This window comes from Clostridium estertheticum, from assembly GCF_018861295.1.
Lineage (GTDB): Bacteria > Bacillota > Clostridia > Clostridiales > Clostridiaceae > Clostridium_AD > Clostridium_AD estertheticum_D.
Genome location: NZ_JAHLDM010000003.1, coordinates 204,560 through 228,402 on the forward strand (window position 1 = coordinate 204,560; position 23,843 = coordinate 228,402).

The window sequence follows — 23,843 nt, forward strand, 5'->3', positions numbered from 1 at the left end:
ATTATAATAAAAAATAGATAAAGGCTATTTAAAGTCTTTATCTATTTACTATTTATATTTCTCGTTGGTATCGCCTTGTCATTTTTGTTTGATGTTAATGTCGTCAAATTTGTCATCACATCATCTCTAAACTGATCCGGTACTTTCTGAATTGTTCTTAAGCCTGCTTTCACAAGCCTGTAATACATGTCAACCATTTTTTCCCTCCTTTCACTATTAAGACTTTGGCCATTGTATATAAAACATCTATTAAAGTTATATTGTCTTCACTTGATTTTTTATTAATTAGATAAATATTTAAAAGTATTTTCAAAAACGTTTTCACTAGTATATTATTCATATAACTATATACGATGTCCTATATAATATTATTTACAAAATCCATTAATTTATACATTTTTTAGAATTATTTTTTTCTTTAAGGAACTTGTAAAAAAACACCAATATATGATTAATGCATATATTAATATTAATAGTTAAAACAAAGATATCTGTATTCTATTAAATATTCCTCAAATTGAATAAATAAAACGTAGCTAAATAAAGATTTATGAATGACTAATGATGTATTTGGCAATAACTGTATAATATAAGTCATTAAAATATAGGAGGGCAAAATGTTTAATAATAATAATAATAATAATAATGAGAGTCAAAATAAAATGCCTAAAACAATGTATGACCATGAATATGAAATAGCCGTACGTTGCAAAGCAATTGTAAATACAGGTTTAATAACAAATTACTTTATAAATATAGAAGGTTATAATGGAGGCATTACTGTATTGTTAGATAAGGACGGGAATTCTATGTTATCACAAATAAAATTATAATATACCACAAAATTAAATTTCTGCTAACCATAACATAGTGAAATTTTTAATAGAAATAATATAAAAAGCACCTATAGAAAAACACAGTTAAATCGTGTTTCCCTGTAAGTGCTAATTTAATTAAATACCTTTTAACATTTCTAAACCACAAGTATAAAATGATCCTACTAGAGGACCCTATACATACTTTTTCATATGTTTTAGTGCAGTCTTTTCTAGTCTTGACACTTGTGCTTGAGAAATACCTATTTCATCAGCTACTTCCATTTGAGTTTTCCCATCAAAAAATCTTAAATTTAATATTAATTTTTCTCTATCTTTTAATTTATTCATTCCATCCTTAATTGATATGTTTTCAAGCCAACTATCATCTAAGTTTTTAGTGTCTTTTATTTGATCCATTACATAAATTTCATCTCCACCATCATGGTATATTGGTTGAAACAAAGATACAGGGTCTTGTATAGCATCTAAAGCAAATACCACATCCTCCCTTGGTAATTCTAACTCCTTTGCAATTTGTTCTACAGTAGGCTCTTTATTGTTCTCATTTACTAATCTGTCCCTAACTTGTAATGCTCTGTATGCAATATCCCGAAGTGACCTACTAACTCTTATAGAGTTATTATCTCTTAAGTATCTTCTTATTTCCCCTATAATCATGGGAACCGCATACGTTGAAAACCTAACATTTAGACTTAAATTAAAATTATCAATAGATTTCATTAAACCAATACATCCAACTTGAAATAGATCATCTACATTTTCTCCTCGATTATTAAAACGCTTTATTACACTTAAAACCAATCTTAAATTTCCTTCAATAAATACATCTCTACACTCAGGCTCGCCATTTTGTATCCTGTACAATAACTCCTTCATTTCTTTTTCTTTTAATTTTGGTAATTTTGAAGTATTTACCCCACATATCTCTACTTTATTAAATATCATAAGGTCATCATTCCCTTCAATGTAATTGCTTTTAAATTATGTCCTTAAGATTTATTTATTATACTAAAGACAACCCTACAATATTTTTTAAAATTTTTCCTTAAACACTTTAAATTTTTTTTCACAGCTATTCATGCCTTTAATTTGAGTACATGTAGCAGTTTTTAGAAATATTTAATAACCCTTATTAATAATAATAAAAAATAGCCATTCTCTTAAAGAGAACAGCTATTAACTATCGCGTACTTTATTCCTACGCTATACTATATGATATGCACAGAATTTTTAAAAATTCCATAATTAAAATATTCATTATATTTCTTACCTTGCAAGATGGGGTAAAATCAGCTTTACAACTCCTTCAATAACACCAATTTCTTTTTCTGAGCATTTATTAATTAAAGAATGCAAATCAGGTTCATTTTTGTTTTTCTAAATCCTTAATTAATCTTTTTACATACATCTTATTATAAACTAAATAAAACACTATTTGAAAGCAAAAATATATAAGACTAATTGTAAGAGAATACATTAGAGTAACCATATGACCTCCTTGTTTAACTGGCAAGTTGTAGCTATAAAAAGCTGATACAAAAATTGATAATATATACGGCACAAAAAATAATACTTTTAATTCTTTTGAAATAAGTCTAACTACCTCGTTGTCAGTAATTCCTATTTTATATAGTTTTTTATATTTTATCTTTTCATTATCATACTCTGTCAAAAGTTTAAAATGCAACATTACCACTGACGATAGGAAAAAAAGTATTCCGACAAAACTACATAAAAACAATGAATATGACCCTGATTGCTTCTCATCCAAATAATCAGCTATTCTTGATGCTGGTTTAAACCATTTAATATCGTCATTTATATTTCCAAAATAAGTTTTATTTTTTCTATTACTTGTCTCCAAATTGCTTTTTAGCTCATCTAAAACCTCTTTAGTTTTATGCCAATCATTAAAGTTGATAAGCTTAATTTTACCTACCTCTTCTTTTTTAGAAGTAGTTCTTATATTTTGGAAGTCATTATCATTAAGGATAACATAATGCCCATTACTCAATATTGGAATGTTGTTAAATAGTACCTTCGTAATTTCCCCTCCAGGTTTATATGTATTATTAGTACCCTTTATTGGTATAACAAGACTACTAATTGCAGTGGTGTCATGTTCATACCCATCGTCTTTTACTATTTGGAATAGTGATATAAAACATCCTTTTTCAACTTTTAACTGTGCTCCCAAATTCGCATTTAGATTTTTATCAGATAATATTGTTATGTATGTTTTTGATATAAAATCTATTGATTTTAAAGAAGTTAAATTAGTCTTAGAATTTTTTAAAATATTATCAAGTTGAGGAGCTGTGATCTTGTTTTTCCCAAAAATCTCTGCATATGCTATGTCATATGGATTGTACGCAGTGGATATTCTCTTAGAATCCGCTACTAATATTACTGCTATAGTACTCATAAATATTGTCATGCTAACAAACAAAGTTATTATAAAGAGGATTTTCTTTGATTGACCTAAAGTGTGTTTCATATTAGCTATAAATAAAATATTTTTGTACTTCTTATAGTGAAAATAATTAGTTACCTTCGAAAAAAGCCAAGCCATATTAGAAATTAAAAGGTAAATTCCTAAAAAACATACTGCCAAACTTCGTAATGATACTGATGAATTTTCCACGCTGTTATTAATCATCATATCTAAGCAAGCTATTACTATTAGGATAATTCCAATTACACTCCATATTGGACTATTTAGAAAGTTATTATCTTGTTTTCTAGTGGATTTTAAAAGATTTATTATTTCATACCTAAAAGATTCTATAAGTCCCTTTATTATTACCAGTAAGTAAATAGCTGTGAAGAAAATTGCAGTGTAAATATAACTTTGAATTGCGATAGAAAAAGGTACTCCTTTAACATCAATTATTTTGATAATTAGCATATAAAATAACTTTGAAAATATTGTTCCTGAAACTAACCCTGTTAGTAAAGAAAAAATTGCTATTAAACCATTTTCTATAATCATCATTCTCTGTATATTCTTATTTGTCATGCCTAACACCATAAAAAGTCCAAATTCTTTTTTTCTAAATTTGATAAAAGAATTCTGAGCATAAAATATAAAAAATGCTGAAAAAAGCATAACCATGACTCCAGGAGCTACCATATTATTTGTAATAGAATAATTAATATTTGAAGGATTCATAAACTTTTTATTTGTATAGATTGTGGCATAAGTAAAGAAAACCATAATTGAAAAGCTGTTGCATAAAAAAAGCAGCAAATATCTTCTCAAATTAGCTTTGAAAATTTTAAAAGCAATCTGGTTAAAGGTCATCTTCCGCACCTCCAATTAGCGCAAGGCAACCCAGTATATTGTCGAAAAATTTTTTTCTAGTACCATCTTTCCTAATTTCCATATTAACAAGACCATCTTTTATGAAAATCACACGGTTACAAAAACTGGCAGCAAAAGAATCATGTGTTACTATTAATACTGTATTTTTATTTATAGTATTTAATTTTTCAAAACACTTCATTACATTCTTTGAAGACTTGGAATCTAAGTTTCCAGTGGGCTCATCAGCAAATATTATATCTGGATTATTTATTATAGCTCTGCTTATAGCCGTTCTTTGTTGTTGACCCCCAGAAACAGTATATGGATATTTTTCCATAATGTCTTCTATATTAAACATTGCCATAACTTCATCTGTCTTACTTTGAATATCTTCTGGTTCTTTATCATCTAGTATCATCGGTAACATGACATTTTCTTTTAGTGTAAGGCTATCCAATAAATTAAACTCTTGAAAAACAAAACCCAAATGTCGACGTCTAAAGAGAGCTAATTCGTCCTTTGTCATTACATTTATATTTTGCCCTGAGATTTCAATATCACCAGCTGTAAGTTTATCTATCCCACTTAGAATATTTAAAAGCGTTGTCTTTCCACTCCCAGAGGGTCCCATTATCGCAACAAATTCACCATTTTCGATTGTAAGACAAATACCATTAAGAGCTTTTGTAGAATTTGATTTACCCAATCCTTTGTAAATTTTCACTACATTATTCGCGTTTAAAACTGACATTTCTATCTCCCCCTAATATCACTCGCTTCAACCTTTTATAATTTTTTATTTAATTATACCATTATTTACTTAAATTGTAATGACAGCCTTCCCCTCATTCTTTGTTTTTGGATCAAATAAAAACCAATAAGTATAATATATGTACTACATTTTATAAAAACAGACCTCTCTATTTATTGTATAAAACACCAATAAATAGAAAGGTCTGTAACTTTTAGAATGTCCTTAGTTAGTTTTTTTAATATTATGATCTTTTATAAGTTATTTTCTCTTTTAAGTTCTTTCTCTTCCTCTACTGCCTCTTTCATTTTCATAGCCACCCATGTAGAAATTTTCATACCTTTCATTTTTGCATACTTGCAAAATTCTTCATATACTATTGGATCAACAGTTATATTTTGTCTATGAGCCACCATTAACAATTAGACTCGCATGGATATATATAATTGGCTGCTGTACGAACTTCAATTTCATCAGGGTCACTACTATCATCATCTGGAAGTACAAACACTAGTTTCCGTACAATTGTACCACATTCATCTCTACACTCATTTTCTTTACATACCACTGTAATAAAGCCTCTAAATGCAAGTATTCTGTGGCAATTGTCATATATTATAACTGCAACGGCTACTTTTTTATCAAAACATACATTGTTTACTCTTATTCTTACAGTTAGTAATCTAGCACCATGTTTCTCCATATCTGCTGGATCTGCATTAATAACACTACATAAGTCACATGAACACTTACTACAATTTTCAATTTTACCCATTTAATAAAACTCCTTTTTATATATAAATTTTAAATAAGGCACTGCCTATTAATACTGATCTCGTCATCAAGAATTTTATAGCTACATATATCACTATAATATATTTTCAACATAAGACTTATACGTTGATATATGTTCTACTAAATCAGATTAATATTTTGAATTGCCTCCATTCTAAATTTAAAAGTTTAATTAATGGGATTGGATAGAATATAAATAATGTATATTCTACACTACTAATGTATTCATAATAAGTCTAAATGTGAATGAAAATAGTACTCTAAATAAATTAATTTTTTTAAATTAAAATAGACCTCCTCTATTTACATCTATAAATAGAAAAAGTCTATTGGTATAACTAAGACTAGCTAACCCTATTTTGTAATCTTAACTTAAAGCTCATTAGTTGTAATTATTCGTTTTTTAGTTAATCCATTATTTATATAACCCGATTTCTTTTACTATACAACAGATTAATTTATTCATTGGTCTATATACTCTTACATCTTAAATTCAACTAGAAATTTGGTTTTTCCCGAAACACGTTCTACAGATATGTTCCCATTATTATGCTCTACTAATTGTTTAGTAATATATAGCCCAAACCCATGGTCACCTTCTTGCTTCGTTTTTGTAGAAAACCCTTTTTCAAAAATTTTATTTTTTATTTCTTCCGGAATTCTCTCTGCATTATTTGCTATTTCGATACAAAATGTTGTATTCTCTAAATAAGTAGTAATCGATATTTCCTTATTTTCAGTATATGATTTTAATTTGAATGCTTCAAATGCATTATCTATAATATTACTAATAATACTGATTAATTCGTCTTCCCTAATTTTTAAAAAATTAAAAGATTCATCAATTATCACATTAAAATCTATTTTATTTTTCATTGCATAATTATTTTTTATTGATAATAATCCATCGATATAATCATTTCCTGTATTTAGATATGTAAATGATGTATGAATTGTATCCGAAATTTTTGATACATATTCTTTTATTTTCTCAACAGCATTCGGTTTGTTTAAACAACATAATGCTTGTATAACATTGATATGGTTAGCATAATCATGTTTTTCTTGTCTGATGATGCTCATTATTTCTTCCATATTAGAAATTTGGTGATTTTGAATTTTATATTTGTTATTTATATTAATCATTTTCTCTCTTTCTTTTAAATATAGAACTGCAATTATTGAAAATACAAAAAATATGCTGTAAATTAATATATTATATATTTTATTACTCTTAATGTCCAACACACTAAAAATTAAAATGTATATAAATAGATTGAAGATACCAATTTGTATTAGAAATTCAGAGAAAAGAGATTTTTCCTCATTAAGCAATATATCTTTAAAATATACATCGAATTTTAAAAGTAATATAACAATCACTATTTGTAGGAATTTGCACAAAATAAGGAAGATAAATAAGTATTTATTAACTGTTAAAATTTGATTTAAATTCACTTTAAGTAAAAATATTTGAATGAACTGAACAAAAGTTTCTGTAGTAAAGATTATTGTAAAAAACAGAGAAAATATGATAGTAGATAAATAAAGACTTATTTTTGTAATCAATTTTAATAGTAGAATAGAAACTACTATATTAGTCAGTGTATGATACAAATTATTCACATAAAATGTACTTAAAGAAGTAGCACAAACGTATAATATACAAAACAGTCCTGATTTTAATTTATTTGTTAATATATATTTTTTCTGATTAGTTAAAGCGCTAAAAACTCCTAATAATAATAAAGCTTCTAAGATATCAAGTATTATTTCTCTAGTCATGTCATATCTTCTCCTCAATAAAGTATTGATTCTTTTGAAGTATTGTGATTATAGTATTTCCCTAAAAGAGGCAATATTTTTATAGCAAAATTTCATCTGGACAATTAGGCTGATGTGAATTAATCTTTTCATTCATATTATTCACTCATTCCATAAAATTTGCTATATAATAATATTATTACATTTTAAGACTATTTACAACATATATTTCTAAATTATACTATATTTAAATAAGAACCATTCAGGAATATTACCTTTTAGAGTTTTTTTATCTATCACTACCGTATATTTACCTCTGTTTTTTATATATACAACATACTCCCTAATATCCTTTTTCGTAATTTTATTAATGTCTTCTATATTTTTTTCTTCTTGCAAATATTTAAAAAATAACCTAAGTGTTTAAGTTTTTAGATTGACAATAATTCATAAATTCATAAATGATATACTCATTTTTTTGCATTAAAATAAACCCCCTCTATTTCATCTATAAATAGAAAAGGTTTATTGCTTTTCAAATCCCATTACCCGTTAATATAAGCCGTTTTAGCTAACCCTATTTTGTAATCTTAACTTATCAGCAACCATTGCTATGAATTCTGAATTAGTTGGTTTGCCTTTTTCATTATTAATTGTATAACCAAAAAGATTGGTTATGGTTTCTACTTGTTCTCTATTCCATGCTACTTCTATTGCATGTCTTATCGCTCTTTCTACTCTACTCGCAGTAGTATTAAATTTTTCGCCTACTAATGGATATAATTCTTTTGTAACCGATGATAAAAGATCAATATCATTCACTACCATGTTTATTGCTTCGCGTACAAACATATAACCTTTTAAATTAGCCGGTATTCCAATCTCATGAATAATGCTTGTTATTTGACCAATCATATCTACATCAACTGGCTTACTTCTATTGGTTTTAATTTCATCATTGCCAGCATACGAAAGCGTTTTCGGTGTTTCATCATTACATATATTTTCATTTAGCGTTTGTCTTATTCTATTAGCAAACACTTCCATATCAAAAGGTTTTATAACATAATAATCTGCTCCAAGTGATATAGCTCTCTGGGTAATTTTTTCATGACCAACTGCTGATAACATTATTATACGTGGCCTTGGCTGGATCTCCATTGTATTTAACCTCTCTAAAACTCCTAGTCCATCAAGAATCGGCATAATTATATCGAGTACTACTAGATCAGGTTTTTTTTCCTCAATTAATTTTATTGCTTCTATTCCATTTTGTGCAATGCCGGTAACAACTATATCCTTTTGTGTTAGTAAGTAATCATTAAGAATATTACAGAATTCCTTGTTATCATCAACAATAATTATATTTATTTTTTTCTCTTCCATGTTTGTAATCTCCTTTACATATCAATTATATATCCTAATAATTATAAATTCTACAATTAATTGACAAATCCTTTTATTTTAAAAAAATATTACCGAATTAAGTAATATAGATAGTGACTCTTTCTATTTCTTATATTATTTCTACATTTATAATATAATTAGTTATATATTAACATATAACTAATTATATTGCCACACAGCACATTGCATTTTATAAATTCATAATAAAATCTCAATTTGATACATTATGTATGCAAACTGAGATTTCTATTTCTTTACTATATATAATTTAAAAATAAAAATAATAATTTTAAAATTATACTATTTAAGATTGTATGATTTTGCTAGTTTTTCAAAAGCTGGTAATGAATTTTCTATTTTCTCGTAATCAACACAGTATGATAACCTTGCATGCCCTGGGCATTCAAAAGCAGATCCCGCTACTAATAATAGCTTAAATTCTTTTGCATCCTCGCAGAATTTTTTATCATCCTTTATTGGTGTTCTAATAAATAAATAAAATGCTCCTTGTGGTTTTACGCAAATAAATCCTATTTTTGTAAGATAGTTATATAATAAGTCTCTATTTTTTTGATATATACTAACATCAACTTCGGCATCAAGGCAATTTGCAATAACTCTCTGGAAAAGTGATGGCGCATTTACAAATCCTAGGATTCGGTTTGCAACATTAAGAGATATCATTATATCATCAAAACAATCCATCTTTGTATTTGCAACTACGTACCCTATTCTTTCCCCAGGCAGTGATAATGATTTACTGTAGGAATATCCAATAAATGAATTTGTATAATATTTTAAAATATATGGAACAACAACATTATCATAAACTATTTCTCTATAAGGCTCATCAGATATAAGATATATGCTTGTACCTAACTCATCCTGTTTTTGATTCATCAAATTTGATAAGTCTTGTATAACCTTTTCGCAGTATATGACACCCGTTGGATTATTGGGTGAGTTGATAATAATTGCTTTTGTTTTACTATTTATTTTATCTTTTAAACTCTCCATATTAGGTTCAAAAGTATCAATATCTGTAGAAACGACAACAAGTTTACCATCAAAATTATTCACATAGTTTCTGTATTCACCAAAAAATGGTGCAAAAACAATAACTTCATCTTCTGGATTAAGTAATGTTTTCAGTAAAATATTTAATCCTCCGGCTGCGCCACAAGTCATAACAATGTTATTGTATGAAATATCTATATTGTGCTTTTTATTTAAAAATTCAGCAATTTTTCTTCTAACATCTTCATATCCAGAATTATTCATATACCCATGGACAAGTTTAGGCGCTATTTCATTTAATATTTTGTTAATTTCAATTTTAATATTTTCAGGTGGGGCAACATTTGGATTACCTAAGCTATAGTCAAAAACATTTTCTTCACCATAAATATCAGATAATCTTTTACCTTCCTCAAACATAGCTCTTATTATAGAACTGTTAGCAACTAAATCTTTCATCTTACTCGATATCATTTTAGGTCTCCTTTTATTATAGAATAAAATATATTAATAACCCCACTAATTCATGTCTAACTTAAATAGTTTGAATTATTAGTTTATATTATAACATAAATGTTAATTACACTCATATTTTTTTATATAATTCCTCTATATATTTAATACTCGAATCTAAATCTGTTGGAACTGTGTCCTCAAGTATTATATCAATGTATGGCTTTCTTTCTTTTATTAAAGATAATAATAATGGATAGTTAAATTGTCCACTACCAATTGATACCTGTTGAACTTTTCCAGAAGCAAACACAAAATCTTTAGCATGGATAATTGCTATTTTATCACCGAATAATTCGAATGATTTTTTTATTATCTCATCTTGTTTATCGAAATTTGTCTCATCTATAAAATTAATAGGATCAAATATAACTTGTAGGTTATTTGAATTAACACAATCTATTGCTCTCTTTAACCTTTCTGGTGTATTCATCACATGTTTTGTGACTCCCTCCACTCCAACTACAACTCCAAACTTTTCTGCTTCTTTTACAAGTATTTTTATTGAACTTAGAGACCTCTTAAATGCCTCTTCTGTATTGTTATCTTTTGTATAAACATACTCTCTATTAAGTGCTCCTGTTTCTGTCCCAACTATATTACATCCTAAATATTTTGCAAAACGTATATGTTCTTTGAAATTCTCTAATAGTTTATTAAGTTCATTATCATCTGGATTTGCTAAATTTATATAACATCCGAGTATACTTATATTCAAATTATGTTTTGTAAGTATTTGCTTAATATGTTCAGCCATTCCTGGTGTCATACTACCACTCGTAATTTTAAATTCAGTTATTATTTTTTTAGGTACAAATTGAATACTTTTAAGATTTTTACTTTCCAATATTTCTGCAAGTTCATCTAATTTGTATTGTCCTATATCATGTCCGCGAATTCCAATTCTCATAATCTAATCCACTCCCTAAATAAATTTTATTATCTATATTACTCTTTGACCTTTTATAAAAAGGTACATTATCAATTGTTCTTTCAGCATTTAAATTTTTTCTTTAATTTTGATGAATATTATTAAAAAGAGCTACCTTTTTAGAAATTTTCTCTAATTTAAGGTAGCTCTTTTTATAACAAAATATTGTAATTGTTAATCAATTTAATATTAATTTTATTATTTGACATCGTTTACTTGAATCCTTTACATTTATAGATTACTTTAAATAGAACTCAAAGTCAACACGTTTTATATGTTTTTATTTTGTATTTATTTGTTTTGTCTTGTTTATGTATATATTTATTGTCTTTTGTAATGTATAATTTATATACAGCGTAAAATTAATTATAAACTATAATATAGTGAGGTGGTATTATGAAATTAACAGAAAAAGAAATACGTATTAAACTAAATCTAGTTGTTAATAAACTAATTAACCTAGATAGTCCAACCGTTGAAGAAAAGTTACCTAAAGAAGGCGGCGAAGCCATAGGATTATTTCCTAGAGATTTTGGTATTCAAGAATGGGATTGGCCGCAAGGTGTAGGTCTATATGGTTTATTAAAATTAGATAAACACGACAAGAGTGATAAGTATTTAGACTTTTTAACTAATTGGTATAAAACTAACATAGAAATAGGATTACCTTCTAAAAACATCAATACTACGGCCCCCTTACTAACCTTAGTAAACCTATGTGAAGTTATTAATAATCCCGAATATGAAAACCTTTGCTTAACATGGGCTGACTGGCTCATAAATTGCCTTCCAAGAACTAAAGAAGGTGCTTTTCAACATGTAACTAGTGCAAACGGTGATAGGCAAGCAGTACGGTTAAATGAAAGTGAGATGTGGATAGATACCATATTTATGACCGTGTTATTTTTAAATAAAATGGGTCAAAAATATAATAGGAAGGATTGGGTCGATGAATCAATTAATCAAATGCTAGTTCATATAAAATATTTATATGATAAAAAATCTGGTCTCTTCTATCACGGTTGGAGTTTTAATGAAAACAGTAATTTCGGTGAAGTTTTTTGGTGCAGAGGTAATTCATGGTTTACTTTTGGAATCTTAGACTATATCGAGGCATTTGAAGGCACAATGAATCCAGGGATCAAGAAATTTTTACTTGATACTTTTAAATCTCAAGTAAATACCTTAGTTAAATATCAAGCAGAGTCCGGTTTATGGCATACAGTTATAGACGATGTTACTAGTTATGAGGAAGTTTCTGGCTCTGCAGCTATAGTCACTGGTATTTTAACTGGAATTAGACTTGGAATACTTGATGACTCATTTAAACCATATGCTGAGAAAACAATAAAAGCATTATGTAATAACATAGAAAAAGATGGCACTGTATTAAAAGTATCCGGCGGAACTGGCATGGGATATAATGTAGATCATTATAAGAATATAATTATAGCTCCAATGGCTTATGGACAATCATTAACTATAATGGCTCTTGTGGAAGCACTTAACCATCTATAAACCATAATTAATAGACAATAATTCATCAAAATAATTAACTAAGTCATCTTGTTTATAAATAGAATGTTATTGGTAGCTAATATGTAGTTTAAAATAATTACCTATTAGCTATTCTTTTGTTTGATACTATTTTCATATTTAAATATAATTATAAAACGCTTCATATATTCATTCATTGCTTCTAAAAGGTCAAATTTCCCATCATAAAGACACCAATTATATACAACCCCTCTCGCAGCTATAAATAAATATTCAGTAATACTTTCTTTAGACATCTCTTTACTAAGCTCATTTTTTTCTTGCCCTCTTTCTATAATAATATTCAGTAGATTTTGCATATCCCTACCTTTAGTTATAAATAACTTATTATTTGAGTTGTACAATAATTTCATTGTGTCAATTCCAACTTGAACATTATACTTTGCATAATAATCAAAATACTTAATAATTTCATTTATAGCATTATCGCAATATATATTATTGGCAACTTCTTTAATAAAATATTCATCTGCTCGCTTATATATTTCTATAAGGATCTCATTTTTAGATTTAAAACAATTATAAAAAGAACCTACAGAAACTCCGGCTTTTTTACATATATCTTGTATTTTAATATTTTTATAACCTTTCTTGTCCATAAGGTCAATTGCACTTTTATATATTTTATTTTTAGTGTTAAGTGCTTGTAGTTGTCTATTGTTTAACTTTTGTTCATCCATAATAAATCTCCTAACTATAATCTTTTTCTAAGTAAAGTATAGTTTATTAATATGGTTTGTCAATATAATTATAAGGCTTTAGTTTTATAATTGTATTGACAGAAATATAACATATCAATATAATGAATCTATTCAGTGAGTTTGTTCGTTGAATAAATTCACTAGACTTTATTTCATAGGGGGTATTATTTTGAAAAAAAAGTATGAAATTCTTTTTCAGCCAATGAAAATAGGTAAATTAGAAATTAAAAACAGATTTGTTATGGCACCAATGGGTCCTGGTGGGTTATGTGATGCCGATGGAACTTATAATGAACGTGGAGTAGAGTATTACGTTGAGAGGGCTAAAGGCGGTACCGGATTAATTATTACCGGAGTAACTATGGTTGAAAATGACATTGAAAAATGTGCTTTACCATCAATGCCTTGTCCAACACTTAATCCTTTGAACTTTGTTAAAACAGGAAAAATTATGACTGAAAGAGTACATGCTTATGGGGCAAAAATGTTTCTGCAGCTGTCAGCTGGATTTGGAAGAGTAAGTATACCTTCAATTGTAGGCAAAACCGCAGTAGCACCATCTCCAATTCCTCATAGATGGCTTGATGGAGTTACCTGTAGAGCATTAACTATAGAAGAAATAAAAACTTATATTACAAAATTTGCGCAGTCAGCTGTTATAGCTAAAAAAGCTGGTTTTGACGGTATTGAAATTCATGCCGTACATGAAGGTTATTTACTTGATCAATTTGCAATTTCATTTTTTAATAATAGAACAGATGAGTATGGTGGAAATTTAAGAAATAGACTAAGATTTGCTATAGAAGTTGTACAAGCAATAAAAGAAGCATGTGGACAAGATTATCCAGTTTCACTACGTTATAGCATTAAAAGTTTTATTAAAGATTGGAGACAAGGTGGCCTTCCTGGTGAAGATTTCGAGGAAAAAGGTAGAGATATAGAAGAAGGTATTGAGGCAGCTAAAATTCTTGAAGAAGCTGGTTATGATGCTTTTAATGGAGATGTAGGTTCTTATGATTCTTGGTATTGGAGTCATCCACCGATGTATCAGAAAAAAGGGATGTATTTAGAGTACAATGAAATACTAAAAAAGGTACTTAAAGTTCCAGTAATTACTGCTGGTAGAATGGAAGACCCTGAACTTGCAAGTGAAGCTATCCTACAAGGAAAAACAGATATGATTGCGCTTGGAAGACCTCTCCTTGCAGATGCTGAGATACCTAATAAGATAATGGCTGATAAATTTGATAAGGTAAGACCTTGTTTATCCTGCCAAGAAGGTTGCATGGGAAGGCTCGCTACTTATGCCACAGTATCTTGCGCTGTAAACCCAGCTTGTGGAAGAGAAAATGAATATGGCATATCTTCTGCTAGAAAAATCAAAAAAGTGGTCATCATTGGTGGCGGGGTAGCTGGTTGTGAAGCAGCTAGAGTCTGTACTCTAAGGGGTCATAAAGTTACTTTGCTTGAAAAAAGTGATAGGCTAGGCGGAAATATTATAGCTGGAGGAGTGCCAGATTTTAAGGACGACGACAGAGCCCTTGCTAAATGGTATACAGATGAATTAAAAGATTTAGAAGTAGATATACATTTTAATACAGAAGCTACTAAGGAAATCATAACTAATTTTAAATCTGATGTTGTAATTGTTGCTACTGGTTCAACTCCTAGAATTCTTAATATTGATAATTCTAGTAAAGTTTATAGCGCAGAGGATGTTCTTCTCGGAAGAAAAGATGCTGGCAATAATGTAGTAATTATTGGTGGTGGGCTAGTAGGTTGCGAGGCCGCTTTGTGGTTAGCAGATCAAGGCAAAAAAGTTACTATTGTTGAAATGCAAAGTGACATCTTAAAAGTAGGTGGCCCTTTGTGCCATGCAAATGAGGATATGCTTCGCGATTTAGTTAATTTCAAGAAAATAGATCTTAAATTTAATACAATGGTAGCAAGCGCTACTAATGAAGGCTTCATACTAAAATCAGGCGAAAAAGAGGAAGCTATAAAGGCAGATTGCGCAATTGTTGCAATTGGCTATAACTCACAAAAAAGTTTATACGATGAACTAAGGTTTAAAGTACCAGAGGTTCATCTGCTAGGAGATGCAAGACAAGTTCAGAATATTATGTACGCAATCTGGGATGCATATGAAGTATCAAGAAACATTTAACTAATAACAAATTACATTTAGAAAAGGGTCAGCATTTGCTGGCCCTTTTCTAAATTCACTCATAATTTATATTCTATACTTAATCCAATTAACAACATTTTGGAAGCTTCAAGTCTGCCATCTTCTATAAGTGGCAGTTGTCTAGTCTAGAAAATTGCTTTGGTGGCAGTCTACATTTGCTTCCAAAGTTGTTAATATTGCAGCTCCGCAGGAGATGATTTAACTCCTTTTACTCAATTCAGTCCTTTCATAGTCCTTTACATCATCAAGCCATTTTTCCGCTACTGGAACATTGTTCTTTTCGCAATAATAATTCCAGATATCGCCCATTGGATAAGTTTTAAATTCTTCCATTAGAGCTAATCTTTCTGTAAAGTTTCCTGTGTCTTGTAATTCTTTTAATTTCTCATTAGGTGTGAGCATTGCACTTAGTAATGATTTTATCATATTTCTTGATCCTATTGTCCATGCTGCTATTCTATTAATACTAGCATCAAAGAAATCAAGACCAATAATAACTCTACCTAATGCATCATTTCTTACAATTTCTTTAGAAAGTTCTTTAATTTCATCATCAAAAAGTATTACGTGATCTGAATCCCATCTTACTGGTCTACTTACATGAAGTGCAACTTTATCATTAAATAACAGCATTGCGGATAATTTATCTGAAACAACCTCTGTTGGATGATAATGTCCTGTATCCATTAATGACATTATGTTGTTTCTTGCTGCATAACTTATATAAAATTCACTTGAGCCTACAGTATAAGCTTCTGCTCCAAGACCAAATACCTTTGATTCAACGCAATCAAGATTATACTTTTTATCTATTTTTTGTGTAAATATTTCATCTAAAGATTCTTTAAGTCGTTTTCTAGGTCCCATTCTATCACTTGGAACATCCTTATACCCATCTGGAATCCAAATATTTGTTAAACAAGTTTGTCCAAGTTCGCGACCAAAGTATTCTCCTATTTTTCTAGATGCCTTGCAATGTCTAATCCAGAAGTCTCTTATTTCTTTATCAGGACTAGATAAAGTTAATCCATCTGCAGCTTTGGGATGTGAGAATATTGTTGGATTAAAATCAAGACCTAATCCATTTTTCTTTGCCCAATCTACCCATTTTTTAAAATGTTCTGGCTTTAATTGGTCTCTTTCAACTACCTCTCCATCAGTCTCAGCATATATAGCATGAAGATTAACCTTATGTTTTCCCGGAATTAAGCTTAGAGCTTTATCTAAATCTTTTCTTAATTCTTCTCCATTTCTAGCTTTTCCTGGATAATTACCAGTTGCAGCTATACCGCCAGATAATGCATTCTGAGTTTTTTCAAAACCAGTTACATCATCTCCTTGCCAACAATGAATTGATATTTTCACCTTGCTCAGTTCTTCTAAGATCTTATCTACATCAAGTCCCCATTTTTCATATTCTTTTTTAGACATCTCATACTTTTCTTTAATGTTCATTTATATTTGCCTCCCTTATAATTCATTCTATAATTGTAACTACTTAAACTTCATCAGGTTTAAATGTAACAATATTAAAAGATTCTTTAATAGCTCCTCTTGCTTCTCCTAAGTCTTTAAAAATATTATAACTTAAGAGTTGAGCTACAATATTTCCTATTGCAGTTGCTTCAACTGGTCCAGCTAAGACTTCTTTTCCAGTAACCCTGGCAACCAACTCATTTAAGAAATTATTTTGGCATCCTCCACCAAATATATTTATTCTTTTGAATTCTTTCTCAAATATTTCTTCAATATTTTGGACAGCCTTCTTATAACAATGAGCTAAGCTGTTATACACACACATTGCTATTTCACCAACATCGCCAGGAACCTTTTGATCCGTCTCAAAACAATAATCTTTTATTTCCTTTATCATATTTTCTGGTTTTAAGAATCTATCATCATTAACATCTACTATTGATGTAAAATCTGATTTTGCTCTTGCCAAATCTACGAGCTTCGCAAAAGAATATTTATTTTCAAGATTTCTTGAAACCTCTTGAATTACCCAAAGTCCCATAATATTTTTTAAAAATCTAAATCTGTAATCTATACCACCTTCATTAGTAAAATTATATTCCATAGTTTGTGGTACACATAATGGAAATCTATTTTCAAGGCCAATTAATGACCATGTACCCGAGCTTAAATAAAGACTATCACTATCATTACAAACTGATGATATAAATGCTGAACCAGTATCGTGAGTTGCAGGAAGTACAACCTCCATATCAAATCCGAACTCGTCAATTAACTCACCACGTAAACCACCAATTTTAGTTTTAGGTAATTTTATCTCTTGGAATATGTCTTTTTTAATACCTAAATCATCTAAAATCTTTGGATCCCATGTTCTATCAAAAGAATTTACTAATTGAGTTGTTGTTGCATTTGTATACTCATTAACTTTTTTACCTGTAAGCAGAAAATTAAGATAATCTGGAATCATTAAGAATGTTTTTGCTTTTTCTAAAATTTCAGGCTTATTTTTCTTAATTGAAAGTAATTGATATATAGTATTAAATCTTTGGAACTGAATGCCTGTGTATAAATACATCATATCTTTTGGGATAATCTTAAACACTTCTTCCATCATACCTTCAGTTCTATCGTCTCTATAAGATACTGCATCGCCTATAATTTCATCATCTTTATCTAGAAGCACAAAATCTACAGCCCAAGTATCTATTCCTACACTCTTTGGTTTTTTTCCAAGTTCAACACACTTTTTTATTCCTATTTTTATGTTTTCAAATAATTTATCAATATCCCAACAATATTCATTAGAAACTTTACTAATTCCATTTTCAAATCTGTAAATCTCTTCTAATTTCAATTTTCCATTTTCGACTGAGCCTAGTATGTGTCTTCCACTTGAAGCACCAATATCAATGGCTAGATAATATTCCATAAGTTCCCCCCAATCTTTTGAAAACGTCTACTTATCATATAACTTTGTCTATAGCTAATATTTTAGTTTAATAGTGTAATTAATCCTATCTCCTATAAAGAGAATCTTACTGTCCTAATAAGCAATCAAACTATTACATTATTTTCTACTTTTTTCGGTATTCATCAGGTGTAACCCCTACTTGATCTTTAAATTGCCTATAAAAGTAACTTACGTTTGAGTAACCAACTTCAGTAATTACTTCAATTACTGGCATCTTTGTGTTATGCAATAGATATTCTGCTTCTTTAATTTTCTTTTCTTTTACAAGTTCAGTTAAATTTTTTCCTATAATTTTCTTAACTAATTTACCTATATAATCAGGATTATAGCTAAAATGATCTGCCATACCTTTTAAGGTTATAACCTTATAGTTTCTGTTAATGTAATTTAGAATTTCTGTAGATATTGTAGAATCAATTTTAGAAACCATCTCACTGGATAAATATTTTTTATAATCCCTTAACATTTCATTAAAAAGTAGCATCATATAAGCACGGATAGCAGTTTCCATTCCATTTTTTTTATCATAGTATTCCATAAGTATCTGAATCATAAAATTACAAACCTTATCGTTTTCGGATGTTTTAAAATGAATGTATTGCTTGAACTTATTTTTACCATATATTGCTTCAACAATAAAATTAGATATTAGATCATTATCAGCAATTTGACTCATAAAAATCCAATCAAAAAATTCTTTTTTTATTAATACATTAATAGCAATGTCATCAAAACCCGCAGCCTCAATACTATGTTCAACATTCATGTCTAATAATAAAATCTCTCCCCTTTCTATTACTAATTTTTCACCTTCAATCACCTGATTTATTTTTCCTGAATATACAAACATCATTTCTAAATAATCATGTTTATGTTTGTCAAATTTTATAAACCTATCATGCTTATGGATTGCTATAACTTCTGACTCGTTCATCAATTTTTCATTGTTTATTATCCACAAATCATTTTTAACTTTACTAGAAAAATGTTCCTTAAGTTTAATATCAAGATCTGTATTAATTTTAGTATTATATAAATCATATGTTTTTTTTTCTATATCATTTAATTGTTTTAATTTTTTATCAAGCTCTCTAATATTCATATTATCACCATCACTTTTTATTTTATAATTCTTTATTTATTATGGCCTTATGAATTTATTATAACCTTATAAATTTAGTCTTACAATTTAAACCTAATGGTGATTATATTACTATGAAAATATATTAACTTATGCTTCCATAACGTTCCTTTTCTATATCATCAAGTGTTCTTCCTGAAGTATTTGGAGCAAATGCAATACCAACTAAAGCACTAATTACAAGGAATCCTATCATACATGCTGCTGCTAATTGGAAACCAAACTTGCTCATAATGGTTGGGATGACAAAACTCCATAAACCAAGTGCTATACGAACAACAAAGAACATTACACCTTGAGCAGTTGCTCTATATTTTGTTGGGAAAAGTTCACTAGCCCATAATTGATAAAATGGTTGTTGGCCAAATCCACATGAAAGTCCATATCCAACAACAAATATTAAAAGCATACTAGGTTTCATACTTGACGCTGGTAATAAGAATATTGACCATGCACCAATTGCCATTATGGATGATACCGCATAAATACCTCTACGACTTACCTTATCTCCAAGTCTCATAAATACAAAGTAAGTACCCATAGCTGTACATGCAAATAAACCTGCTTGAAGTAAGTTAGCTGTTTCTGCTGAAACCTTACCAACTGTTTGATAAATTAATGGCATGAAAAATCCCATTGTACCTGCCGCCAAATTCCAAAATAAATATACACCAAGTAAAAACATTATTGACTTAAAATTTACTGGTCTTAATAAATCTTTAATAGTTACCTTTTTTAGCTTTCCTTTTGCTATAAGTTGTTTTTCCTTTTGTTTTTGATCTAACCAAGATTGTGACTCAGGCAAAGTTCTCCTTATTAACCAAGTTACAAGTGCCACTACAAATAAATGACCAAAAACTATACGGCTACCAAGTAGTCCTAAATGTCCTAGTGAAACTGATAGAATCATAACAATTACAGGGCCAGCTGCCCATGCAAGCTGTGCTGTACCACAATGCTTCGCCCTCTCTTTAGCAGGTGCTCCTTCTGCAATAGTGGTCCAAGAAGCTGGAATGTCAGCACCAACTGATAATCCTACAATAATATATCCAGTTAACATCATTCCAAAATTCTGTGAAAAAATGATAAATAACATACCAAACATATAAAATATCATAGAGAAATTGTAAACCAATTTACGACCATATTTATCACAGATATAACCACCAATTAATGCACCAATAGCTGCTGAAACAGCATTCGAACTTAAAGCACTTAATAATCCAAGTTTAGCATCACTCATATGAAGATATGAAGTCCATAGTGATAAACCTGCAGCACCAGCAACTATAGAACCTGCATCAATGTAATTTGCCATTGATGCTGAAATAGTGGTTTTCCAAGCCAGTTTATTTTCTTCTTTACTAATCATTTGTTATTCCTCCTTTTTTTAATTTAAATGGAATAATTCTTTTAACTCCATTGAAACTGGACTATTATCCGCATTTGTTTCCATAACATCTTTCATATAAGCCCACCATTTTTGACAAATCTCGGTTGTATCACTTTTACTCCATAAAACTTCATCTTCAATTTCTAAATAAGCAATTAGACTATTTGTTTCTGCATCCAAGAAAATAGAATAGTTTTTTGCACCATACTCATGTAACATCTCAACCATCTCAGGCCAAATTTCATCATGACGTCTTTTATACTCAGCATGAAATCCACTAAATACTTTCATTACAATACATTTACGAACCATTTAAAATTCCTCCTTATGTATAATTTAATTCTACTAACTTAACCTCATCGTTTTATTATACGTTTACATAAATAACATAAAAAAATTGCTTTTACTTTACAACAAATCAGTTTGAAAATCCACTGTAATCAAACTTAAAATATACAGCTTTTGTATACGGTTACTGTATACGTTTGTAACTAATCACAGTATAACTTTTTAAGCAAAAACATTCATTAACCTTAAAAGTGTTGTTAACTATCAAAATCAGTTTTTATATACTCAAAAAAATGAAGCCAATATGGCTTCATTTTTAATACTTACTATAATATTTATTTAAACATTAAACTTATTAGTTACATCTATTAGTTTCTGAGAAGTTTCAGCTTGACTTTGAGCTGAACTTGCTACCTCACCTATCGCCATTGTTATCTCATTTATACTATTAGATATATCTTCTGTACTAGCAGCTGATTTATCAGTAGTTGCTGATAAATTATCTATTGCATAAGTTACCTTATCTATAACTTCTTTCATTTGTTTTGATGTACTAGCTATTTCACTTGCCATATTATTAATAAAATCTGCATCTTGATCGTATTGAACACCAGTAGTCATAAGTAATTGATAACTTGGTTTTACACCAGTTTCAAGGTACTCTAAAACCTCTTGTCCACTTATAGATAAATTATTGAACGCAACTTCAATCTTATTTACCATGCTCTGAATATTTTCTACTGCAACAGATGATTGCTCAGCAAGACTTCTTACTTCATCTGCAACTACTGCAAATCCCTTACCCATTTCACCTGCTCTAGCAGCTTCAATAGCAGCATTTAATGCAAGTAAATTTGTTTGTTCAGCTATAGCCCCAATTGAATCTGCCATAACAGTAATATCCTTAACTACTTTTCCATCATCTATTGCCTTTAGTATATTCATACGATTTTTCTCATATATTTCATTACCTTGCTCTATATTTTTTGTAGCTTTCACTTTTATTTCAGCTGCTCTTTTCTTAATTTCTACTGCAGATTTAGAACTTTCATTAGCCTTATTAATTAAGGCCATTGTTGTACTTTCAATTTCCTTTGTTGATGCACTAACTTCCTGCGTTGTAGCACTTAAATCTTGAATTCCAGTGGTTATATGATCAGTAGATTCGTTAACAATATCCATTTTTGAAGAAACCTCTTCAGATGTTGCAGACAACTCTTCACTAGCAGCACTGATATCACTAGAACTATTAATTATTTCTGATATAAGTAATTTCATATTGTCTTTTGCTCTATTTAACGCTCTAGCAAGATCCCCTATTTCATCTTTTGAATCAATATCTATGTCCTTAGTTAAATCTCCATTTCCCATATCTCCAGCAAAATTAACAACTTTTTTTAATTGTCTTGAAATAGCTAAAGCTATAAAAAGTCCTAATATAATTGAGCAAACAAATCCCAATACAGTAATTGTTATTATGATCATTTTAGACCCATTGAATGTTATATTGTTATCTGAGTAAAATAAATCGGCTTCTTTAACACTACTAGCATTCAGCCCATCAATACCCTCGAATAAAGCTGCTCTATCTTTTGATGCCTCTGAGAGTTGACCTGCAGCTGATTTGAAATTTTTTGCTACTCCAAAATCGGCTGCCTTTTTCCCTGAAGCTAAATATCCCTTTGATGAGCTTTCAATTTTATCAAACAGAACTTTATCTTTTTCTTGATCTGCTTGACTCTTGTTTACCCTCATCTTCTCATTAGTACTTTTTATTATTGCAAATAACTTTTCATTTTTTTTAGTTAAACCCTCTATCTCTGTAACAATCTCTTCATCCTCACCTTTATCTTTTCTTTCCTTATAAACCATCTTAATTAACGCTGTTCTGATATCCGAATAATTTTGCCTTAAGGTATTTACTTGTTCTATGTTAACTAAATTATAGTCATGTAATAATGTTGCATTTGAATTAATTTTATTCATATTATATAGACCTAAAAAACCTACGCTTCCTATAAATATAGCCAGAAAGATAACTAGTGATAGCAATTTAGTTGACATTTTTAAATTATTAAACATTTTTTTCATATGTAATACCTCCTGATTTATTGATCTTTTAGATTTGTTATTGTTATAATACATTCTTTTCTAATAGAACACTGTATAACTTCCGCCTTCTTATTATATCGTTCACTATGATATATTCTTAACTATGGTTATCACAATTTAAAAACAAACCCTTATAAAATCAAAAATGGTGTACCCATAACTTTATGGGTACACCATTTTTGATTTATT

Annotated in this window: 20 protein-coding genes; 3 read left to right on the forward strand and 17 right to left on the reverse strand. The window is 29.0% G+C overall.

The annotated features are described in order from the left end of the window. Nucleotides 1–41: 41 nt before the first annotated feature. The gene (locus KPL54_RS05035; protein ID WP_216105412.1) at nucleotides 42–197 is read right to left on the reverse strand and encodes a CD1375 family protein; all 156 of its coding nucleotides are present in this window, start codon (nucleotides 195–197) and stop codon (nucleotides 42–44) included. Nucleotides 198–617: 420 nt separating this feature from the next. Between KPL54_RS05035 and KPL54_RS05040 the strand changes: the two genes are divergently transcribed. Beyond that, entirely contained in the window at nucleotides 618–833 is a 216-nt protein-coding gene (locus tag KPL54_RS05040) for a DUF6440 family protein (RefSeq protein WP_216105414.1), read from the forward strand. Between the two features lie 177 nt (nucleotides 834–1,010). On the opposite strand, the gene sigG is transcribed toward KPL54_RS05040, so the two are convergent. The 9 genes from sigG to KPL54_RS05085 form a co-directional block, all read right to left on the reverse strand. Further along, the gene (gene sigG, locus KPL54_RS05045; RefSeq protein WP_071611726.1) at nucleotides 1,011–1,784 is read right to left on the reverse strand and encodes an RNA polymerase sporulation sigma factor SigG; all 774 of its coding nucleotides are present in this window, start codon (nucleotides 1,782–1,784) and stop codon (nucleotides 1,011–1,013) included. Between the two features lie 418 nt (nucleotides 1,785–2,202). Next, complete coding sequence (locus tag KPL54_RS05050; RefSeq protein WP_216105416.1) at nucleotides 2,203–4,143, reverse strand: FtsX-like permease family protein; 1,941 nt, start codon at nucleotides 4,141–4,143, stop codon at nucleotides 2,203–2,205. Further along, entirely contained in the window at nucleotides 4,133–4,897 is a 765-nt protein-coding gene (locus KPL54_RS05055) for an ABC transporter ATP-binding protein (protein WP_216105418.1), read from the reverse strand. The genes KPL54_RS05050 and KPL54_RS05055 overlap by 11 nt, the downstream gene beginning before the upstream one ends. A gap of 254 nt (nucleotides 4,898–5,151) precedes the next feature. Next, nucleotides 5,152–5,313, reverse strand: a complete 162-nt coding sequence (locus KPL54_RS05060; RefSeq protein ID WP_216105420.1) for a hypothetical protein — start codon at nucleotides 5,311–5,313, stop codon at nucleotides 5,152–5,154. Next, nucleotides 5,313–5,672, reverse strand: coding sequence for a hypothetical protein (locus tag KPL54_RS05065; RefSeq protein WP_216105422.1), 360 nt, complete (start codon nucleotides 5,670–5,672; stop codon nucleotides 5,313–5,315). Before KPL54_RS05065 ends, KPL54_RS05060 begins: the two co-directional genes overlap by 1 nt. A gap of 500 nt (nucleotides 5,673–6,172) precedes the next feature. Beyond that, complete coding sequence (locus tag KPL54_RS05070) at nucleotides 6,173–7,477, reverse strand: sensor histidine kinase (RefSeq protein ID WP_216105424.1); 1,305 nt, start codon at nucleotides 7,475–7,477, stop codon at nucleotides 6,173–6,175. 546 nt (nucleotides 7,478–8,023) lie between these two features. After that, a complete protein-coding gene (spo0A, locus tag KPL54_RS05075; protein WP_216105426.1) occupies nucleotides 8,024–8,842 on the reverse strand; it encodes a sporulation transcription factor Spo0A in 819 nt (272 codons plus the stop codon). A gap of 321 nt (nucleotides 8,843–9,163) precedes the next feature. Next, entirely contained in the window at nucleotides 9,164–10,354 is a 1,191-nt protein-coding gene (locus KPL54_RS05080; RefSeq protein ID WP_216105428.1) for a pyridoxal phosphate-dependent aminotransferase, read from the reverse strand. A 112-nt stretch (nucleotides 10,355–10,466) separates the two neighbouring features. Next, entirely contained in the window at nucleotides 10,467–11,303 is an 837-nt protein-coding gene (locus KPL54_RS05085; protein WP_216105430.1) for a sugar phosphate isomerase/epimerase family protein, read from the reverse strand. A gap of 417 nt (nucleotides 11,304–11,720) precedes the next feature. Here KPL54_RS05085 and KPL54_RS05090 point away from each other — a divergent pair, with 417 nt between their 5' ends. Then, the gene (locus KPL54_RS05090) at nucleotides 11,721–12,842 is read left to right on the forward strand and encodes a glycoside hydrolase family 88/105 protein (protein WP_216105432.1); all 1,122 of its coding nucleotides are present in this window, start codon (nucleotides 11,721–11,723) and stop codon (nucleotides 12,840–12,842) included. Nucleotides 12,843–12,946: 104 nt separating this feature from the next. On the opposite strand, the gene KPL54_RS05095 is transcribed toward KPL54_RS05090, so the two are convergent. Beyond that, entirely contained in the window at nucleotides 12,947–13,561 is a 615-nt protein-coding gene (locus KPL54_RS05095; protein WP_216105434.1) for a TetR/AcrR family transcriptional regulator, read from the reverse strand. Between the two features lie 190 nt (nucleotides 13,562–13,751). Here KPL54_RS05095 and KPL54_RS05100 point away from each other — a divergent pair, with 190 nt between their 5' ends. After that, nucleotides 13,752–15,749, forward strand: a complete 1,998-nt coding sequence (locus tag KPL54_RS05100) for an FAD-dependent oxidoreductase (protein WP_216105436.1) — start codon at nucleotides 13,752–13,754, stop codon at nucleotides 15,747–15,749. A gap of 219 nt (nucleotides 15,750–15,968) precedes the next feature. Here the strand turns inward: KPL54_RS05100 and rhaA are convergent, their stop codons facing one another. The 6 genes from rhaA to KPL54_RS05130 form a co-directional block, all read right to left on the reverse strand. Beyond that, complete coding sequence (gene rhaA, locus KPL54_RS05105) at nucleotides 15,969–17,225, reverse strand: L-rhamnose isomerase (RefSeq protein ID WP_216105438.1); 1,257 nt, start codon at nucleotides 17,223–17,225, stop codon at nucleotides 15,969–15,971. A 43-nt stretch (nucleotides 17,226–17,268) separates the two neighbouring features. Next, complete coding sequence (gene rhaB, locus KPL54_RS05110; RefSeq protein ID WP_216105440.1) at nucleotides 17,269–18,678, reverse strand: rhamnulokinase; 1,410 nt, start codon at nucleotides 18,676–18,678, stop codon at nucleotides 17,269–17,271. A gap of 145 nt (nucleotides 18,679–18,823) precedes the next feature. Continuing rightward, nucleotides 18,824–19,822 (reverse strand): AraC family transcriptional regulator, encoded by a 999-nt coding sequence (locus tag KPL54_RS05115; protein WP_216105442.1) that lies wholly within the window; start codon nucleotides 19,820–19,822, stop codon nucleotides 18,824–18,826. A gap of 124 nt (nucleotides 19,823–19,946) precedes the next feature. Beyond that, entirely contained in the window at nucleotides 19,947–21,233 is a 1,287-nt protein-coding gene (locus KPL54_RS05120) for an MFS transporter (RefSeq protein ID WP_216105444.1), read from the reverse strand. Nucleotides 21,234–21,251: 18 nt separating this feature from the next. Continuing rightward, nucleotides 21,252–21,566, reverse strand: coding sequence for an L-rhamnose mutarotase (gene rhaM, locus KPL54_RS05125; protein WP_216105454.1), 315 nt, complete (start codon nucleotides 21,564–21,566; stop codon nucleotides 21,252–21,254). A gap of 315 nt (nucleotides 21,567–21,881) precedes the next feature. Continuing rightward, nucleotides 21,882–23,633 (reverse strand): methyl-accepting chemotaxis protein, encoded by a 1,752-nt coding sequence (locus tag KPL54_RS05130; RefSeq protein WP_216105456.1) that lies wholly within the window; start codon nucleotides 23,631–23,633, stop codon nucleotides 21,882–21,884. Between the last annotated feature and the right edge of the window lie 210 nt (nucleotides 23,634–23,843).

Coding starts and splice junctions, on each gene's coding strand:
- spo0A (WP_216105426.1), bottom strand. CDS start 8,842: ATGGAAGAGAAAAAAATAAATATAATTATTGTTGATGATAACAAGGAA.
- KPL54_RS05120 (WP_216105444.1), bottom strand. CDS start 21,233: ATGATTAGTAAAGAAGAAAATAAACTGGCTTGGAAAACCACTATTTCA.
- KPL54_RS05085 (WP_216105430.1), bottom strand. CDS start 11,303: ATGAGAATTGGAATTCGCGGACATGATATAGGACAATACAAATTAGAT.
- rhaB (WP_216105440.1), bottom strand. CDS start 18,678: ATGGAATATTATCTAGCCATTGATATTGGTGCTTCAAGTGGAAGACAC.
- KPL54_RS05080 (WP_216105428.1), bottom strand. CDS start 10,354: ATGATATCGAGTAAGATGAAAGATTTAGTTGCTAACAGTTCTATAATA.
- rhaM (WP_216105454.1), bottom strand. CDS start 21,566: ATGGTTCGTAAATGTATTGTAATGAAAGTATTTAGTGGATTTCATGCT.
- KPL54_RS05040 (WP_216105414.1), top strand. CDS start 618: ATGTTTAATAATAATAATAATAATAATAATGAGAGTCAAAATAAAATG.
- sigG (WP_071611726.1), bottom strand. CDS start 1,784: ATGATATTTAATAAAGTAGAGATATGTGGGGTAAATACTTCAAAATTA.
- KPL54_RS05115 (WP_216105442.1), bottom strand. CDS start 19,822: ATGAATATTAGAGAGCTTGATAAAAAATTAAAACAATTAAATGATATA.
- KPL54_RS05070 (WP_216105424.1), bottom strand. CDS start 7,477: ATGACTAGAGAAATAATACTTGATATCTTAGAAGCTTTATTATTATTA.
- KPL54_RS05050 (WP_216105416.1), bottom strand. CDS start 4,143: ATGACCTTTAACCAGATTGCTTTTAAAATTTTCAAAGCTAATTTGAGA.
- KPL54_RS05090 (WP_216105432.1), top strand. CDS start 11,721: ATGAAATTAACAGAAAAAGAAATACGTATTAAACTAAATCTAGTTGTT.
- KPL54_RS05065 (WP_216105422.1), bottom strand. CDS start 5,672: ATGGGTAAAATTGAAAATTGTAGTAAGTGTTCATGTGACTTATGTAGT.
- KPL54_RS05060 (WP_216105420.1), bottom strand. CDS start 5,313: ATGGTGGCTCATAGACAAAATATAACTGTTGATCCAATAGTATATGAA.
- KPL54_RS05055 (WP_216105418.1), bottom strand. CDS start 4,897: ATGTCAGTTTTAAACGCGAATAATGTAGTGAAAATTTACAAAGGATTG.
- KPL54_RS05035 (WP_216105412.1), bottom strand. CDS start 197: ATGGTTGACATGTATTACAGGCTTGTGAAAGCAGGCTTAAGAACAATT.
- KPL54_RS05095 (WP_216105434.1), bottom strand. CDS start 13,561: ATGGATGAACAAAAGTTAAACAATAGACAACTACAAGCACTTAACACT.
- KPL54_RS05130 (WP_216105456.1), bottom strand. CDS start 23,633: ATGAAAAAAATGTTTAATAATTTAAAAATGTCAACTAAATTGCTATCA.
- rhaA (WP_216105438.1), bottom strand. CDS start 17,225: ATGAACATTAAAGAAAAGTATGAGATGTCTAAAAAAGAATATGAAAAA.